The following is a 15,921-nucleotide window of genomic DNA, read 5'->3' as shown; positions in this document are numbered from 1 at the left end:
CGCCCACTTCGACGATCCATCCGCCAGCGTCTCCGTCTCGATCGGTTGGGGCGGTGTCGACGTCGACGCCGAACTCGACACCACCGGCACGTACGAGGCACGCTTTATCGCGGAAGACCAGGCCGGACTCGGTGAGGCGCGGATCGTCCAAGACGGTTCGGTTAAGAATACGACCACCCTCACGGGAACGCACGACAGCAGTAGTCTCGAGTTCGAGACGGGAACGCTCTCGACGTTCGCCGATCTCTTCGAAGGGACCTCCGTGACGATTCAGATCGACGACCGCCACGAGACCATCGAGGAGGTAGGAACGACCGAGGCGGAAGCCATCGAGGTCGGCGGCATCTTCAATCAGGTGTCCGAAGAGCTTCGTGCTGCTGGGCTCTCCAGTTCTCAGGTCGAAGAATCACTTGGCTTCCTCGAGGGAACGACGACCGGTGCCGGTGAAACCCTCGGTGGAATCCTGGCGATCTACGACGATCCGTACGTGATCGTCGAAGCGGCGCGGGCGATCCCCGAGGCCGTCGAGAATTTCGACGAGATCATCGAGGCGCTGCCAGCAGCGATCGAAGACCAACAGCAGTTCAACAATCCCCACGAGCCCGGTGACCGGTACTACGACGATTTCCGAGATGGCTGGTACCAGGGCTACTTCTTCTGGTTCGTCGTCGAGATGGCGGTTCCGGCCGGCGAGGCCGGCAAGGCGCTCAAGAGCACCGACACGGTGCAGTCGACGGTCAACCGGATCAGCACGCCCCAGGTTCAGCGGGCTGCCCAGGTCGCAAAACAGGGCGGTCAGACCGTGACGGCGCCGGTCAGATATAGTCGTCAGCAGCTCTCTCAGGGGCTCCACGGTTCGATCGGGCTGACACGAGAGGCTGGCGAACGAGTGCTGAGCGAGGTGCGAACCGTCGGTGGCCAGTATCAAGTGGCGAAAATCCTTGACCGGAACGATGTTGATGGCGGTGAAATCAGCCGGATCGATGGGGATAGCCAAGCCAAAACGGGATCTGCTACCCTGCGAAGTGGTGATGATGCGGGGCGTGTACTGGCCGACGGCGGTCCTGATCCGGTCGCTCGTGCCTATCAGTTAGATCTCGACGTGAACAACGAGAATCTCGTTTCGAACCTGTTCAGACACAGCGATGAGATTGACCTCGAACGGGTGATCAACGATCTCGAGGAGCTGAACCGACCAGATGCTGATATTCAGGGCGTTGATGAACTTGCACTACGGCTTGCTGGAGGTGACCAGAGTAATATTAAGGGGGCAGCGTTCGAAGCAGAGGTTGCTGTGTCTCGTGGCACTGATAACGTCGAGGCCATCGGGAAGTCAAATCCACATTCGCGTGGCGAGATTGATATCGAGACTGCCGATGGTCGAGTAATCGAAACGAAGAGTGGAGATTACACTCAAGCTGCGGCAGGGAGCGATAGATACACTGATTTGGAGAATCAGATCGGTCATTACCAGCAGTACACAGACGCTGAAGGAGGAACGATCGAAGTTACGTTCCGAGAAGAACCCCACGGTGACATCAAAGGTATGCTCGACGCCAACGACGTTGAGATAGAAATCTACAATGAGTGAGCTCCTATCCATCCCGTATCTGCTCGAGGAAGAGCTACGATCTCGGGGTATCGAGAGATTGCTCCAGTTTTGTTTCGATGAGTTGCAATGTTCGCGGTCACCACCTGACAGCGAGGATACGACTCAGTTCGGCTATACTACCGAGGCGATAAACGGAATTCGATACGATTGTTCAATCGATGACGCAATCGACAGCATCGCCGGAGCGACCGGCGGCACGATATGGTTGTGGTACGACGATCTCAATGTCGGAATTCACATTCACGGCTGGGCAGCTGATCGTCCGTCCGTTCCGAATCTTTCACTCTCGGTTGACGAGTGGTATGTGAAGCCATGGCAAAACGAGCAGCCAGCCCTTATTCACGACTTTGTTGTCGAGTTGTACGACTATCTCTCGCCGAGGTACGTCTATGGAGACACGTACCTCGACGAGTCATCTCTCACTGCTGAGGGATTCGAGGCGGGTCGTCTGGAGGAGATATACTGGGTGAACGGATTCGGACCGAACATGGCTGACCGGATCGGCCGGGAACGGTTGTTGCACGCACCGGCGTGGCGAGTCGACGACTGTGCGGACGGTGGCGTCTTCCTCTGGGAGTCACCATTGCCGCTGTCTCAGAATCGCCAGGAAACCGATGATACGCTCCGGTCGTATTTCGACCTAAATTCCCGCTCCGTTACCTGAAGCGGTCACCGGAAATATGGCCCAAATTTCGAGAGAGAATCGACTCCGATAACTGCTACACTCAACGCGAACCACCACAATGACTGCCGTAACACAAGACGGGCGTAGGCTCGTCATCGACGATAATCGGATCTGTCTTCCGGCAGCGATTGAATCGACGATTCAGGTAGCAGATACCGTCGTTGTATTACTTGATCCCGATGGGAACGTCACCTCGAGCCAAAATATCTGGGAGTTCAACACCGATGGAACCCGCCGTTGAAAAGCCGAAGCGCTCCGCGCACCAGCGGGTGATACGAATTGTTACGTCGATGTGTGGTGCGAAGGGACGACGTTATGGGCAGCTGATTGGAAGGGGGCGGATCGCATCGATCTAGAAACCGGGAAACATATCAGTACAAACTCTCGGAAACAGCACCTGTTGATTCCTACGGTTTCTACTGTTTTCCGGAACGCCGGCGAACGGCTTCTGAGCCAGGTTCGGTTGAGTGGCCAGCAGGTAACGGTTAGTGGATCCCGATATGCAAAATTCGGCGTATCGTCATCGGAAGGGATTACGGGTGTCGTCTACCGGACTATCAAACACGGTGACGCCCACCGTATTCCGGATTTCGATGGTGGTGGATACGCTTACGTGCGCGAAATCAAGCGGATAAGACATGACTGTAATTACCGGTAATAATGGATTCACCGTGACTGCATATCCAGGGCAACCAACGAACATCGATATGTGATATCTAGAACGATAGAAGAGATACACCCGAACGCCCAATACCAGGGGACAGTGTACACGCAAACCGTAGTCGTCAAATTCAACGATACCACAATGAAACTGTTTGACGGGACAGTAACTGTGGCGACCGAGGAGCACATCGGCGAATCGGTAGAGTTGCAAATCACGGTCCAACCCGTTGCTCTCGACCGGAGCCCGCGTGCACAAGCAGGAATTACACCACGAGACGACTACAGTTCCAGCGTGTACACCGCTTCGTCGTACTGTTCGCCCTCGATTGTGACCTCGCCGGTGTCGGTCCGTTCGAAGCCGAGTCCCTCGTAGAACCGGCGGCTGACGTCGTTGAACGCGAAGTCGAACGAACGGACGCGGTCGACGTCGTACATCTCGAGCCGCTCAATCAGGTACTCGTGCAGGTGGGTCCCAACACCCGCTCCCTGCGCCTCAGGTGCGACGTACATTCGGAGGATGTCGGCCGTATCGCCCTGTGCGACGGCGTGCGTGAAGCCGACGATCTCACCGTCCAGTTCGACAACGAGGACGACCGTCCCGGGAGCCTCGAGGGGCATCGAGTCGGTGGTGTACCAGTCGTCGACGGTTCGGTCGATCAGATCGGCCTCGAGTTCGTCGTACGTATCGTGCCACGTTTCCCGGGCGACGGCTTTGATATGCTCGAAATCCTCCGGGTTCGCTGGACGAATGTTCATGGTCTTCCTTGACAATACTGGCATAAAGTGACTTCGACTGGTGATGCAGCCGGAAATCGGCGTCCTGACCGCGAAATCGGGGACTAGCCGGGACGTGACCGGTACCCACACTCGGCTACTCGCGAACGTCGTAGCCCCGCTCGCGGAGCAGGTCGGGGACGCGATCGCGATGGTCGCCCTGGAGTTCAATTCGTCCGTCGTCGACCGTCCCGCCCGTCCCCATCGAGCTTTTGAGGTCCGAGGCGATCGATTTGATCTCGTCCGACTCGAGATCGAACCCTTCGACGATGGTCACCGGCTTGTCGTACCGTCGGCTCTCCGTCCGGATCGAGAGCATCTGCTGGGACGTCTCGAGGTCGCCCTGGCTGTCGAGTTCGTCGAGCAGGTCGTCGAGGTCGTCGTCGTTTGCCATAGGATACCGTAAGACGCTGCGGGGGATAGCCCTGTCCCTGCCGTCGCAACGGATTGGCTCGAGTCGCGGCCCCGTTTCGTACGGACGACACGGCTGACTGGTGAAACGACAGTCCGTAGGCACATAGAGACGGAAGTTCCGTGCCATCTATCGGCACCCACGATTACCCACATGGGCAACAGAAATCACGGACACGCCTGCCGACACTGTTGCGGCGGCGTGGCGACATCATCTGTCACGAAATCGGGAATGTGACGCTATCCAATGGGTGGCGGTCGATAGCCGCGTTACAGCCTCGATTTGAGCGTTTCAGCCGTCTTCTGTCCGACTCCGGAGACGCTCTCTAAGTCCTCGAGGCTCGCCTCGCGGACGTTCTCGACGCTCCCGAACCGGCCCAGCAACCGCTTCCTGGTTTCGGGGCCGATACCCGGCACGTCGTCCAACACCGTCTTCACCTCGTCGCGGACGGTCTGGTGGTACTGCACCGCAAAGCGGTGGGACTCGTCGCGAACCCGCTGGAGGAGATGCAGGTGCGGGGCGTCGCTGGGCCAGACGAACTCCCGTTTCGGGGTCACCACGCGCTCTTCGGCCTTCGCGAGCGCGATGGCGGGTACGTCCCAGCCGACGTCGGCCAGCGCGTCGCGTGCGGCCTCGAGTTGGCCCTCGCCCCCGTCGATCACCAGCAGGTCGGGATCCGGCCGATCGTCTCGGCCCTCGACGGCGCGGCTGGCGCGCCACTCGAGCAACGCGCGCATGTTGTCGTAATCGTCGTTCTGATCGGTCAGCTTCTTCCGCCGGTAGTCGGCCTTCTCGGCGCTGCCGTCGACGAACGTGACGTTGCTCCCGACCGCCGCCTTCCCCTGTGCGTGGCTCACGTCGAAGCCCTCGATTCGCCGGGCCGAGTCGATCTCGAGGGCGTCCGCGAGCATCCCGCACTCGTCGCGGCCGCCGACGTTCCGTCGGGCGTTCTTGAGCGCGAGTTCGACCAGTTTCGCTTCGCGCCCGGCGCCAGGCACGCGGACGGAGACGCCCTCGGCCTCGAGCCAGGCGGCGACCTCGCTATCCCCGTGGCGTTCGGGCAGGAGCAGGGCGTCGGGCAGGTCGCGCTCGGCGTAGTACTGGACGATGAAGGCGGCGAGGACGGCGGGGACGCCGCCCGTGTCGGTATCGTTCGCCCCGACGTCCGCACCCGGCGCCTCGAGCGTGTGTCGGTCCCGATCGACCAGTTTGCCGGTCTCGGCGCGCAGGCGGGCGACGGTCGCGTCCTCGCCCTCGATGGCGACCCCGAGTACGTCGACGGCGCGTTCGTCGCTCCGCGCCTGAACCGCCTCACCGCCCTCGCCGTGGAAGGCTTCGACGGTCTCGAGTCGATCCCGCATGTTCGCGGCCCGCTCGAAGTTCTGGTCCTCGGCCGCCGCCTCCATCTCCCGGCGCAGCGGGTCGGCGAGGATACCCGTCTCGCCCTCGAGGAATCGCTCGACCGCGGTCACGTCCTCGGCGTAGCTCTCGAGGTCGATCTCGCGGGTGCAGGGCGCGGTACAGAGCCCCATCTCGTAGTCGAGACACGGCCGGTCGCGACCCGCGTACTTGTGGTCCGAACAGCCGCGGATGCCGTAGGTCTCCCGCAGCGCTTTGACGACGGTTTCGACCTGCCCCTTGTTCGTGTAGGGACCGAAGACGGTGGCCGACTCCTCGGGGTCTCGAGTGATCTCGATCCCCGGGGCCTCGTGGCTCGTCAGCTGCACCATCGGGTACGACTTGTCGTCCTTGAGCCGGACGTTGTACCGCGGCTGGTGGCGCTTGATCAGGTTCGCCTCGAGGAGCAGCGCCTGCGTCTCGGTGTCGGTGACGGCGATCTCGATCTCGTCGGCGCGGTCGACCATCCGACGGATGCGCGCGCTTCGCGGATCCGCGTACGATCGGACGCGGCTCCGGAGATCGACCGCCTTCCCGACGTAGAGCGTGGTGCCCTCGAGCCGGAACTGGTAGACGCCGGGCTCGCGCGGTAACGATCCGGCTCGGTCGCGAACCCCCTCGGCGTTCATCGGCGGCCCTAGAACCTCAGTGGCTTTCAGCCTGACTCCTCGGGGTCGTCCGTCGGGTCGGTCTCGGTCCCGTCGGGGGGTCCCCTCGCTTCGTCCGCGTCGACATCGGTCTCGTCGGCTGGAGCGGTCGATCCTCTCTGCTCGCCTGTCTCGCCTGCGTCAGCCTCGACGACCGCGTCGCTACCGATGGGTCCCGGACCCGGGGCGATCGCCTCCTGTAAGTCGACCTCCCGCTCGGCCTCCAAGTCGTCGTCGCTGACCGGCACCGAGATATCGTCGCCGCCGCTCACTCGAAGGAGAAGTCGGCGCGAGCGCGACCCGATGTACTGGACGAAGAACGCGGCGGCGATCAGCAACAGGAGGACGCCGATCGCGAGGACGGTCAGATCGAACACCGTGAGGAGGGTTTCGACGGTTTCGAGTGCGCCGCCGGCGATCCCCGTCGTGCCTTCGACGTCGAAGTTGTCGGCGATGCTGGCGAGGTCGTAGGTCATCGCGACGAGCAACACGCTCAGCGCGAGAAACAGGACGATCGACCCCCAGACGAGCGGGGCGATCGAATCTTCGGTCTCGATGGAGACCCGGGCGACGTTCGGCCGCTCGACCGTCCAGTAGTTCGGTCCGTCGCCGCCCTCGGTGAATACGAGGACGCGATCGTTCGTGACCACGAACGTCGCTCCCTCGAGGTCGACGCGTCGCTTCACGCGTTCGCCGTCGTACAGCAACTCGTCGACGTGCTCGCTCCAGACTCCGAGCATTCCGTCTCGAGGTTCCACAGTAGCCCGCAAGTAGCCCGCGGCGTTTCGCGTGAGTCGAGAACTAGTCGTCGTGTTACCATCAAACACAATACATTCTCGGGTCTCGGCGCCCAAATTCGGAGCATGAGTGACTCGACGGTCCAGTGCTGGCTGGTCGAACGAACGTTCGACGACCGCAACCTCGTGACCATCGTCTACGCGACGCCCGACGGCTCGCGCTACCAGCAGCGGGAGCGCTCCGCGACGTCGCTACGCACCGGCGCCGAGGTCACCGCGGCGACGGAGATTGCCGAAACCGAACTCGAGCCGGTTCCCGACGAGGAGACCCGAAAACGGTACGCCGAGGAAGCCGAGCGAACCGCCGAGCAGTACGATCCCGACGATCCGTTATAAAGGACGAGATCGGCGACTGCGAGTCGGGAGTTGCGTCGAAAACGACTCCGAGACGGCGTTCGACTCGGACGTTCCATCGAGAGACAGTTTGTTCCTCCGGACAAAACGGAAGATCAATACAACGAAGTAACAACTCTTATCGGCGAACGGTGAGACCACACAGCCATGCCAGCTATCACAGTCGATAGCCTGACCAAATCCTACGGTCAGGAACTCGCGCTCGATGACCTCTCGTTTCAGGTCGAAGAGGGCGAGGTCTTCGGCTTTCTCGGTCCGAACGGAGCCGGCAAATCGACGACGATCAACGTCATTCTGGACTTCATCCGGCCGACCAACGGCCGGGTGGAGGTGCTGGGGATGAACGCCCAGGCACACAGCCGCGAGATCCGCTCGCGGACCGGCGTCCTCCCCGAGGGCGTCGAAACCTACGACCGGCTGACCGCCCGCCAGCACCTCGAGTTCGCCATCGACTCGAAGGACACCGACGACGATCCCAGGGAACTGCTCGAGCGCGTCGGTCTCGCCGACGCCATCGACAAGAAGGCAGGGGGCTACTCGAAGGGGATGTCCCAACGACTCATGCTCGCGATGGCCCTCGTCGGCGAACCCGACCTGCTGATCCTCGACGAGCCGTCGACGGGGCTCGACCCCAACGGGGCCCGCGAGATGCGCGAAATCGTCCGCGAGGAGAACGCCCGCGGCGCCACGGTGTTCTTCTCGAGTCACATCATGGAACAGGTCGAGGCGGTCTGTGACCGCGTCGGCATCCTTCGGGACGGCGAGATGGTCGCCGTCGACACCGTCGAGGGGCTTCGCGACTCCGTCGAGGGCGGAACGAGCCTGCGGGTCACCGTCGACCGGATCGACGACGACGCGCTGCAGGCGGTTCGGTCGCTGCCGGACGTCAGCGATGCCGTGGTCGAGGGCGAGAGCCCGCCGACGCTGGTCGTACAGGTTAGCGGCTCGAAGACCGCCGTATTGACCGAACTCGAGGACCGCGGCGTCGAGGTCCGCGACTTCACGACGCGTGAGGCCTCGCTCGAGGACGTCTTCCAGTCGTACACCACGGGAACGGAGGTGGAAGCCCGATGAGCACCGAGTCCGGCACCGCAACGGGATCGGAGTCGACCTCGAGTTCGATCAATCTCACGAGCGTCCGGGCGATCGCGAGGAAGGACTTCCAGGACGCCGTCCGGTCCTGGATGTTCTGGGGACTGAGCGTCTTCTTCTTCGTGTTACTCGTCGCCGTCACGGGAACGATCTCGTACTTCGGCGAGGATATCGCCGCGGAGGGAGCGACGACGGAAGTGCTCGTTCTCTTCGTCAGTCAGATCACGCGGCTCGTGATCCCGCTGATCGCGCTGATCTTGGGCTGGAAAGCGATCGCCGGCGAGCGAGAGACGGGGAGCATCAAGATCCTGCTCTCCTTGCCCCACTCCCGAAAGGACGTACTGCTCGGGAAACTCATCGGCCGGTCGGCAGTCCTCTCGCTGTCGCTCGTCGTCGGGTTCGTGCTCGCCGCGGTCATCGTCGCGGTGTTGCTCGGCGGCTTCGACGTCGTCGACTACTTCAGCCTGCTCCTGATGGCGATCGTCTACGGTATCGCCTACACGAGCATCGCCGTCTCGCTGTCGTCGCTGACCCGCTCGACGACCATCGCCGGCGCCGCGATGTTCGGCATCTTCATCCTGTTCTACGTCGTCTGGAACGCGATCCAGTCCGTCTTCCAGCTCCTGATGAATCGTGGAACGATCGAGGGAGTCAGCTACACGACCGAGGGTATGGGACTGGACGGAACCACCGAACAAATCACGCGCGAGCGACTCCCCGACTGGGCGCTGTTCATCGACATGATCGATCCCGGAAACGCGTTCCAGAACACGATCACGTTCCTCGGCTCGTTCGGCGGTGAGGATATGGGAACGACGTACCCCGCGGATTGGTTCGCGAACGGCGTCCCGTTCTACCTCGAGAACTGGTTCTCCTTCGTCATCCTGCTCCTGTGGATCGTCGTCCCGATCGCGATCGCGCTCTACCGATTCGATCGCGTCGATCTCTGAGGCCGGTTCCGTTCGTGCGCTGATTTTTGCGTTCGATTCGTCTCCCTCGCGAGTTCGGCCGTCAGTGAAGAGACGCCTCTGTCGCCGGCCGCGTCTCACTCGCCGGCACTCGGCTTAGGTAGCTGCCACGCCTACGCGAGTCCGTGACCGACTGCATCTTCTACGGCGGGAAAGGCGGGGTCGGGAAGACGACCTGTGCGGCGGCGACCGGTCTCGAGCTAGCCGATTCGGGCCGCCGAACGCTGATCGTCTCGACCGACCCGGCCCACTCGCTGTCCGACTCGCTCGAGGCCGATCTCGGGCCCGAACCCAGCGAGGTCGATCTGGGAGCCGGTCCCGGTCTCGAGGCGACCGACGAGGGCGACCTCGAACTCGACGCGGGCGGCAGCCTCTGGGCCGTCGAGATCGACGCCGAAACCCAGCAGGAACGCTACGAGAAGCTAGCGACGGCGCTCGCCGCGGATCTCCGCAGCGCCGGCATCCGCCTCTCGGACGACGAAGTCGAACGGATCTTCGCGTCGGGCGCGCCGGCCGGCGGGGACGAGATCGCCGCGCTAGACCTGCTCGTCGAGTACGTCGATTCGGGCGAGTGGGACGTCGTCGTCTTCGACACCGCCCCGACGGGCCACACGCTCCGGCTGTTCGACACGCCCGAGGTGATGGGGCCCGCCCTCCAGACGATCCAGTCGCTTCGCGGGCAGGCCAGCCGAATCGGCACCGCCGCCAAATCGGCGGTGTTCGGCCCGATGTCGATGATGGGCAGTGGGAGTACCGACGGCGAGGAGAGCCTCGGAGCTTTTCAGGAACGTCTCGAGCGCGCCCGCGACCTGTTGGTCGACCCCGAGCGAACGGAGTTTCGCGTCGTCCTCATCCCCGAGGGGATGGCCATCGCCGAGTCCGAGCGCCTCGTCGAGAAACTCCGCGAGGGCGGGGTTCGCGTCGACCGACTCGTCGTGAACCGCGTCTTCGAGGACCCCGACGAGGGCTGTTCGCGCTGTCAGTCTCGGTACGAACGCCACGCGAAGCGGGTATCGGAGGTCCGCGAGACGTTTCCGGATCTCGAGGTCGTGACGCTGCCCGAGCGGGAAGGGGAGGTGCAGGGGCTCGAGGCAGTGTGGTCGATCGCCGATCGACTGCCGACTCCCGCGTAGCCGAACGCGGCTGAAGCGTCGCGACCGCTGCTCGTATCGGAGCGACGAGGGCCAAACGTGAGTGTCGTCGGAATGAGGATTAGTCGCCGGTAAACCACAGGACGGCGAACGAGGCGGCCAGCACGACGCTCACCGTAGCGATGGCGGGAAACGCCGCGACGACGCCCCAGCGAGTCGAGAGGACGCCGAACACCGCCGGGCCGCTCGCGCTGCCGATGGCGGAGCCGGTCTGGATGACGCCGAACAGGCTTCCGCTCGAGCCCGTCTCGGCGTGCTGGGAGACCATCGCGTTCTTGACCGGGTAGCTGGTGTACATGCCGGCGCCGATGACGGCGAACCACACCGCCAGGATCACCGTCAGGACGCCGATCGGTAGCTCGCCGAAGACGGCCGCCAGCGCCAGCGTGGCAGCGACTAGTACGGCGGTGAGAAGCGAGGCGCCGATTCCCAACGCGACCCGATCGAACCGATCCGCGAGGTCGCCGGCGTACAGCGAGGCGAGACTGCCCCCGACCAGGAGGGCGAAGAACGCGACGTTTCCGACCGACGCCGACGTTCCGGTCTCCGCGGCGACGTAGGCCGTCGTGTAGGTCTGTATCGCCCGATGTTGCATCGACAGCACGAGCGTGACGAAAAAGAGGACGACGACGCTCTTCGTGATGGTGAGATCGAACGAGAGATCCGCCGAACGGATCGCTTGCCGGATCGTCTTCCGGGATTCGCCACCGTCGGTCCGTGGGTCGTCTGTCCGCGAGTCGTCGGTGCCAGCCGACGTCGCGTCGCTCGGAGTCTCAGCCGTGAGAAAGAGGTAGACGACCAGACAGCTCACGGCGAGTCCGATCGCGACGCCGGTGGCGAGGGCGAGTCGCCAGCCCGCAACCGCGGCGACGCCGCCGACGATAACCGGCGCGGACATCGTCCCGAGCGCGCCGCCGAACCCGAACACACCCATCGCCTTCCCCTCGGTCGCCTCCGTCTCGTAGTCGCTGACGAGCGCCATCCCCGTCGGATGGAACGCGCTGCCGCTGATCCCGGCGATGGTCTGGGCGACGAGCAGCGTCTCGTAGCTCTGTGCGGTGCTCGCCAAAAAGATCCCCGCGGCCATCCCGAACAGGCCGCCGACGAGGAGTCGCTCCTTCCCGATTACGTCGGCGAGCATGCCGGCGGGAAGCTGGAAGAGGACGTACATGAGAAAGAAAATGGTGACGAGAAAGCCCGCCTGTCCGTAGGTGATCCCGAGGTCCGCGACGAGCAGCGGAATAATCGGCGGGATCACGATCGCGAAGAACTCGTTAACCCCGTGGCCGACGGTGATCGAACCCACCGCTCTCGGACGGGAGACATCGCGTAAGCGTCTGAGCAGAGTCAGCACGGTGCGCTGCAATTACGGTCGTTCGTACTAAAGCCGTCGGAACCCCGTCCGTTTGGCCGGCAGTTCTCGACGCTCACTCGAGGTCGATCCCGTACTCGCCGAGCAGTTCCCGGAACTCGTCCTCGTCGATGATCGGCACCTCGTTGTCCGCCGCGTCGTCGCGCTTCGTCTGGCCCGGACTCTCGCCGACGACGAGGTAGTCCGTGTTGCCCGAGACGCTGCCCGTCGCGTTCGCGCCGTGAGCCTCGACGGTTTCCTGAGCCTCGCCGCGGGTGACACCCTCGAGCGACCCCGTGAAGACGAAGGTCAGCCCCTCGAGTTCGTCGCCGCCGGCCTCGAGTTCGGTCTCTTGCGGCGAGACGTGCTCGAGGATGTCGTCGACGGCCGCGGCGTTCGCCTCGCTCGTGAAGAAGTCGTGGAGCTGTTGGGCGACGGTCTCGCCGACGTCGTCGACGCCCTCGAGTCGCTCCGGATCGTTCTCGGCAGTCTCGCGAAACGCTTCGAACGTGCCGAACTCGCGGGCGAGTTCGCGGGCCGTCGTCGGCCCGACGTGGGGAATGCCCAGCGCCGAGCAAAAATCAGCGAGAGGCGGCTCGCGGCTCTCCTCGAGTTCGGACAGCAGGTTCTCGGCGCTCGTCTCGCCCCAGCCCTCGAGTTCCGTGAGGGCCTCGCGCTCGAGTTCGTAGAGGTCCGCGACGGATTCGAGCAAGCCGGCGTCGACGAGCTGGCGAACGCTCTTCTCGCCCAGTCCCTCGAGGTCGAGGCCGTCGTCGCTGGCGTAGTACTCGATCGACCGGCGCAGTTGGGCGTTACAGGCCAGCCCGCCCGTACAGAACGCCATCGGCCCGTCGCGCTCGACGGCGCTGTCACAGACCGGGCAGTGTTCGGGCAGTTCGTAGTGGCCCTCACTGTCCTTCTCGACGACCTCCTCGACGTAGGGGATGACGTCGCCAGCCCGCTGGACGCGGACCGTGTCCCCGATATTGACGTTCTTTACCGCGATCTCCTCAGGGTTGTGCAGGCTGGCTCGGGAAACGGTGACGCCGCCGACGTCGACCGGCTCGAGGAGGGCGACCGGGGTCAGACGACCCGTGCGGCCCACCTGCACCGCCACGTCGACGATCGGGGTCACCTCCGCGCGGGCGGGGAACTTGTAGGCGAACGCGTAGCGGTCGTGGCGCGCCGTTCGGCCCAGTTCCTCGCGAGCGTCGCGGTCGTCGACCTTGATGACGGTGCCGTCGATCTCGTAGCCCAGATCGTCCCGCGCCTCGAGCATTCGGTTGCGGTAGTCGATCGCCGCCTCGATGTCGTCGGCGTACTCGACGTGCTCGGTGACCCGCAGCCCCCACTCCGGGAAGCGCTCGAGTTCCGCGCTGTGGCTGTCCTCGAGGTCGCTGGCCTCGAGCACGTCGAAGTAGAACACCTCGAGCGGCCGTTCGGCGACGATCGAGGGGTCGAGTTGGCGGATCGTTCCCGCGGTCGCGTTCCGGGGGTTCGCGAAGGGCTCTTCACCGCGTTCGATCCGCTCGCGGTTGTGTTCCTGAAATGCGTCCTTGGGCATGTAGACCTCGCCACGAACCGCCAGAAAATCGGGGTAGTCGCCGTGGAGTTGCTGTGGAACGGATCCGATCGTGCGGGCGTTTCGCGTGACGTCGTCGCCCTCGCGGCCGTCGCCGCGGGTGACGGCGCGCTCGAGCGAGCCGTCCTCGTAGACGAACGCCATCGAGACGCCGTCGAACTTGGGTTCACAGACGTACCGAACCTCACCCACCTCCCTTCGCACCCGGTCGTCGAACTCCCGCACGTCCTCGGCCTCGCCGCTCTGGTCGATCGAGAGCATCGGCGCGACGTGTTCGACCGTCTCGAACGCCTCGAGCGGTTCGCCGCCGACGCTTCGCGTCGGGCTGTCGGGGTGGGAGCAGTCGAAGGCGTCCTCGAGGTCCTGCAGACGGGAAAAGAGGGCGTCGTAGGTTCGGTCGGCGATGGTCGGATCACCTTCGACGTAGTACCGGCGGTCGTGTTCACGGATGGCCTCCCGCAACTGCTCGACCTGCTGTTCGGCCTCGTCCGCCGAGAGCTCCGCGACCGGTTCGAACTCCGTCGGCGGATCCCGGAGGTACGGATTCGCTTCGTCCGCGTTCTCGTCGGTGAGTGACATTCGTTGCTCGAGGGTTGCTTCCCGGACCCGTTAACGTTACTGACGCGTCGCCGCCGTCGATCCGACGAACGGCGCTCGGCAGCGGTCGACCGCCACCAAGACCGAACCTGTCGGCTCGAGCGACTAGCTCCAGGGGCTGCCGCCGACTTCCGAGCGCACCCTCGGACCGACCTCGACGCGACAGTCCGTGCGGACGAGCGCGATACACAGCAGGACGTACCCCGCTCGCTGCTCGCGGTCGGTCAGGGCCGTCGGTGCGCGTCGGTAGTCGAACGCCGCCGCGGCGTCGATCGGATCGGTCGCGCGGTCGCCGTCACCCGCGGCCGCGTCGGGTTCGGCCCCGTCCTCGTCGATCGCGCGTAGTCGACCGACGCAGGCCGTACAGGTTCCCTTCCGACAATCGTACGGGAGCCGAATGCCCTCCCGTCCGGCCACCTCGAGCACCGTCTCCCGCGGCCCGACCGCGACCCGTTCGGTGCGACCGTCCGGCCACTCGAGGGTGACGTCGTGTCCCGTCATCGGTCGCGCCCCGCCGCTCGCCGATGTGCTGTGTGACTCATACGACTGGTAGGGGCCACAGCGAGAAAAGCGTCGGCGTGGCAGCGTCCGACGGGCCGGACGCGGGGCGGCGAGAGCGACCGAACACCGATACCCAGTCTTTACCCGCACCGCTCTCGTAGAGGCCGACTAGATGGGACAGGGAACGGATACGGAGTTCGGACTGGTCGACCTCGAGGAAGTGGAAACGCCGGGCGACGAGTGGGAGGAGATCGACGTCTCGGAGACCGAGGCCGACCGGATCGCTCGCAAGCGCGACCGCGAGTTCGAGCAGTTCGAAGAGCGGATCAAAGACGCCGACCAGTTCAAGGTCGAGCAGTCGGTGTTCGACGACGCGACGCTGGCGGCGCTCTACAAACTCGTCCAGGACGGCTACGTCGAGGCCTTCGGCGGGCCGCTCTCGACGGGCAAGGAGGCCAACGTCTACCACGCGCTGGGCGACGACCGCGACGTCGCGGTCAAGATCTACCGGATCAACGCCTCGAACTTCCGGCAGATGCGCGACTACCTCGAGGGCGATCCCCGATTCGAAGGCCTCGGCGGCAAGAAAAAGGACGTCGTCCTCGCCTGGACGAAGAAGGAACTCGCGAACCTCGAGCGGGCCAGAGCGGCCGGCGTTCGCGTACCGGAGCCGATCGCCACCGAGCGAAACGTGTTGGTCATGGAGTACATCGGCGACGACGACGGCCGCGCGAAACGGCTCGGCGAGGTCCACATCGAGAACCCCCAGACCGCCTACGAGGTCATGCGCGAGTACATGCGCCGGCTCTACTCCGCGGGCATCATCCACGGCGACCTGAGCGAGTACAACGTTGTCTTCGACGAGGGCCAGCTCGTGATCATCGACGTCGGACAGGCCGTGACCGTCCACCACCCGAACAGCCGGACGTTCCTCGAGCGCGACTGCCGAAACGTCGCGAGTTTCTTCTCGCGGCAGGGGATCGAAACGGACGAAGACGAGTTGCTCGAGTTCGTGACGAGTCCGGAACCGGATCCCTCGCGGGACTGACTGCCACGGCAGCAAGGGCGGCGAAGGCACCGACGAACGGACCCGATATAGCCGCCACGACATCGAAGGTCTCGCTTTTTCTCCGACGGATCACGACGGCTCGAGTATGACCGGGTGTGAAAGCCGGGAGCCGTGTGTCCACAGGGCGAGCCACCGGATCGGTGTCAGGCACGCGACGGGAGAGCGGATCGTCTACTGGCACTACTGTCTCTGCCATTTTCGGGCAGAGATGCGGCGACTCGACGCGAGCACGTACTTCGACGTCGTCGACGTAGGTGCGCTGTCGTAG

15 protein-coding genes are annotated in these 15,921 nt (G+C 64.0%); 8 read left to right on the top strand and 7 right to left on the bottom strand.

From position 1 onward, the window contains the following. The first annotated feature begins 262 nt into the window (after nt 1-262). Nucleotides 263-1,591, top strand: a complete 1,329-nt coding sequence (locus BLT08_RS23525; RefSeq protein WP_245724309.1) for a hypothetical protein — start codon at nt 263-265, stop codon at nt 1,589-1,591. After that, nucleotides 1,584-2,276, top strand: coding sequence for a hypothetical protein (locus BLT08_RS21155; RefSeq protein WP_090312041.1), 693 nt, complete (start codon nt 1,584-1,586; stop codon nt 2,274-2,276). The genes BLT08_RS23525 and BLT08_RS21155 overlap by 8 nt, the downstream gene beginning before the upstream one ends. A 963-nt stretch (nt 2,277-3,239) precedes the next feature. On the opposite strand, the gene BLT08_RS21150 is transcribed toward BLT08_RS21155, so the two are convergent. The 4 genes from BLT08_RS21150 to BLT08_RS21135 all read right to left on the bottom strand — a co-directional run bounded on the left by BLT08_RS21150 (nt 3,240) and on the right by BLT08_RS21135 (nt 6,931). Next, entirely contained in the window at nt 3,240-3,716 is a 477-nt protein-coding gene (locus tag BLT08_RS21150) for a GNAT family N-acetyltransferase (protein WP_090312039.1), read from the bottom strand. A 115-nt stretch (nt 3,717-3,831) separates the two neighbouring features. Then, on the bottom strand, nt 3,832-4,128 hold the full coding sequence (locus BLT08_RS21145) for an SUI1 family translation initiation factor (RefSeq protein WP_090312036.1): 297 nt from the start codon (nt 4,126-4,128) through the stop codon (nt 3,832-3,834). Nucleotides 4,129-4,415: 287 nt separating this feature from the next. Next, nucleotides 4,416-6,173, bottom strand: coding sequence for an excinuclease ABC subunit C (locus BLT08_RS21140; RefSeq protein WP_090312032.1), 1,758 nt, complete (start codon nt 6,171-6,173; stop codon nt 4,416-4,418). Between the two features lie 26 nt (nt 6,174-6,199). Continuing rightward, nucleotides 6,200-6,931 carry a hypothetical protein gene (locus tag BLT08_RS21135; RefSeq protein WP_245724308.1) on the bottom strand — a complete coding sequence of 244 codons (732 nt, stop codon included), beginning with the start codon at nt 6,929-6,931 and terminating at the stop codon, nt 6,200-6,202. 123 nt (nt 6,932-7,054) lie between these two features. Between BLT08_RS21135 and BLT08_RS21130 the strand changes: the two genes are divergently transcribed. The 4 genes from BLT08_RS21130 (at nt 7,055) to BLT08_RS21115 (ending at nt 10,535) form a co-directional block, all read left to right on the top strand. After that, on the top strand, nt 7,055-7,324 hold the full coding sequence (locus BLT08_RS21130) for a DUF7967 family protein (RefSeq protein ID WP_090312029.1): 270 nt from the start codon (nt 7,055-7,057) through the stop codon (nt 7,322-7,324). A gap of 165 nt (nt 7,325-7,489) precedes the next feature. Beyond that, nucleotides 7,490-8,416 (top strand): ABC transporter ATP-binding protein, encoded by a 927-nt coding sequence (locus tag BLT08_RS21125; protein ID WP_090312026.1) that lies wholly within the window; start codon nt 7,490-7,492, stop codon nt 8,414-8,416. After that, the gene (locus BLT08_RS21120) at nt 8,413-9,384 is read left to right on the top strand and encodes an ABC transporter permease (RefSeq protein WP_090312024.1); all 972 of its coding nucleotides are present in this window, start codon (nt 8,413-8,415) and stop codon (nt 9,382-9,384) included. The genes BLT08_RS21125 and BLT08_RS21120 overlap by 4 nt, the downstream gene beginning before the upstream one ends. A 143-nt stretch (nt 9,385-9,527) precedes the next feature. Then, nucleotides 9,528-10,535, top strand: a complete 1,008-nt coding sequence (locus tag BLT08_RS21115; protein ID WP_090312021.1) for an ArsA family ATPase — start codon at nt 9,528-9,530, stop codon at nt 10,533-10,535. Nucleotides 10,536-10,614: 79 nt separating this feature from the next. Here the strand turns inward: BLT08_RS21115 and BLT08_RS21110 are convergent, their stop codons facing one another. The 3 genes from BLT08_RS21110 to BLT08_RS21100 form a co-directional block, all read right to left on the bottom strand. Beyond that, nucleotides 10,615-11,859: an MFS transporter gene (locus BLT08_RS21110; RefSeq protein ID WP_245724307.1), complete on the bottom strand. Its 1,245-nt coding sequence runs from the start codon at nt 11,857-11,859 to the stop codon at nt 10,615-10,617. A 121-nt stretch (nt 11,860-11,980) separates the two neighbouring features. Next, nucleotides 11,981-14,065 carry an NAD-dependent DNA ligase LigA gene (gene ligA, locus BLT08_RS21105; protein ID WP_090312015.1) on the bottom strand — a complete coding sequence of 695 codons (2,085 nt, stop codon included), beginning with the start codon at nt 14,063-14,065 and terminating at the stop codon, nt 11,981-11,983. Between the two features lie 123 nt (nt 14,066-14,188). Next, the gene (locus BLT08_RS21100) at nt 14,189-14,584 is read right to left on the bottom strand and encodes a 2Fe-2S iron-sulfur cluster-binding protein (RefSeq protein WP_090312012.1); all 396 of its coding nucleotides are present in this window, start codon (nt 14,582-14,584) and stop codon (nt 14,189-14,191) included. Nucleotides 14,585-14,756: 172 nt separating this feature from the next. Between BLT08_RS21100 and rio1 the strand changes: the two genes are divergently transcribed. Together rio1 and BLT08_RS21090 are read left to right on the top strand one after the other, a co-directional pair. Then, entirely contained in the window at nt 14,757-15,632 is an 876-nt protein-coding gene (rio1, locus tag BLT08_RS21095; RefSeq protein ID WP_090312010.1) for a serine/threonine-protein kinase Rio1, read from the top strand. Between the two features lie 106 nt (nt 15,633-15,738). Then, on the top strand, nt 15,739-15,921 hold the full coding sequence (locus tag BLT08_RS21090; protein ID WP_090312007.1) for a hypothetical protein: 183 nt from the start codon (nt 15,739-15,741) through the stop codon (nt 15,919-15,921).

The organism is Natronorubrum texcoconense (assembly GCF_900100335.1).
Lineage (GTDB): Archaea > Halobacteriota > Halobacteria > Halobacteriales > Natrialbaceae > Natronorubrum > Natronorubrum texcoconense.
Note: the sequence above shows the minus strand (reverse complement) of the source record. Positions and strands in the feature narration are given on the sequence as shown.

What these genes read in the sequence shown, in the direction of transcription:
- BLT08_RS21155 (WP_090312041.1), top strand. Translation starts at nt 1,584, where the DNA reads ATGAGTGAGCTCCTATCCATCCCGTATCTGCTCGAGGAAGAGCTACGA.
- BLT08_RS21150 (WP_090312039.1), bottom strand. Translation starts at nt 3,716, where the DNA reads ATGAACATTCGTCCAGCGAACCCGGAGGATTTCGAGCATATCAAAGCC.
- BLT08_RS21145 (WP_090312036.1), bottom strand. Translation starts at nt 4,128, where the DNA reads ATGGCAAACGACGACGACCTCGACGACCTGCTCGACGAACTCGACAGC.
- BLT08_RS21140 (WP_090312032.1), bottom strand. Translation starts at nt 6,173, where the DNA reads ATGAACGCCGAGGGGGTTCGCGACCGAGCCGGATCGTTACCGCGCGAG.
- BLT08_RS21135 (WP_245724308.1), bottom strand. Translation starts at nt 6,931, where the DNA reads ATGCTCGGAGTCTGGAGCGAGCACGTCGACGAGTTGCTGTACGACGGC.
- BLT08_RS21130 (WP_090312029.1), top strand. Translation starts at nt 7,055, where the DNA reads ATGAGTGACTCGACGGTCCAGTGCTGGCTGGTCGAACGAACGTTCGAC.
- BLT08_RS21125 (WP_090312026.1), top strand. Translation starts at nt 7,490, where the DNA reads ATGCCAGCTATCACAGTCGATAGCCTGACCAAATCCTACGGTCAGGAA.
- BLT08_RS21120 (WP_090312024.1), top strand. Translation starts at nt 8,413, where the DNA reads ATGAGCACCGAGTCCGGCACCGCAACGGGATCGGAGTCGACCTCGAGT.
- ligA (WP_090312015.1), bottom strand. Translation starts at nt 14,065, where the DNA reads ATGTCACTCACCGACGAGAACGCGGACGAAGCGAATCCGTACCTCCGG.
- BLT08_RS21100 (WP_090312012.1), bottom strand. Translation starts at nt 14,584, where the DNA reads ATGACGGGACACGACGTCACCCTCGAGTGGCCGGACGGTCGCACCGAA.
- rio1 (WP_090312010.1), top strand. Translation starts at nt 14,757, where the DNA reads ATGGGACAGGGAACGGATACGGAGTTCGGACTGGTCGACCTCGAGGAA.
- BLT08_RS21090 (WP_090312007.1), top strand. Translation starts at nt 15,739, where the DNA reads ATGACCGGGTGTGAAAGCCGGGAGCCGTGTGTCCACAGGGCGAGCCAC.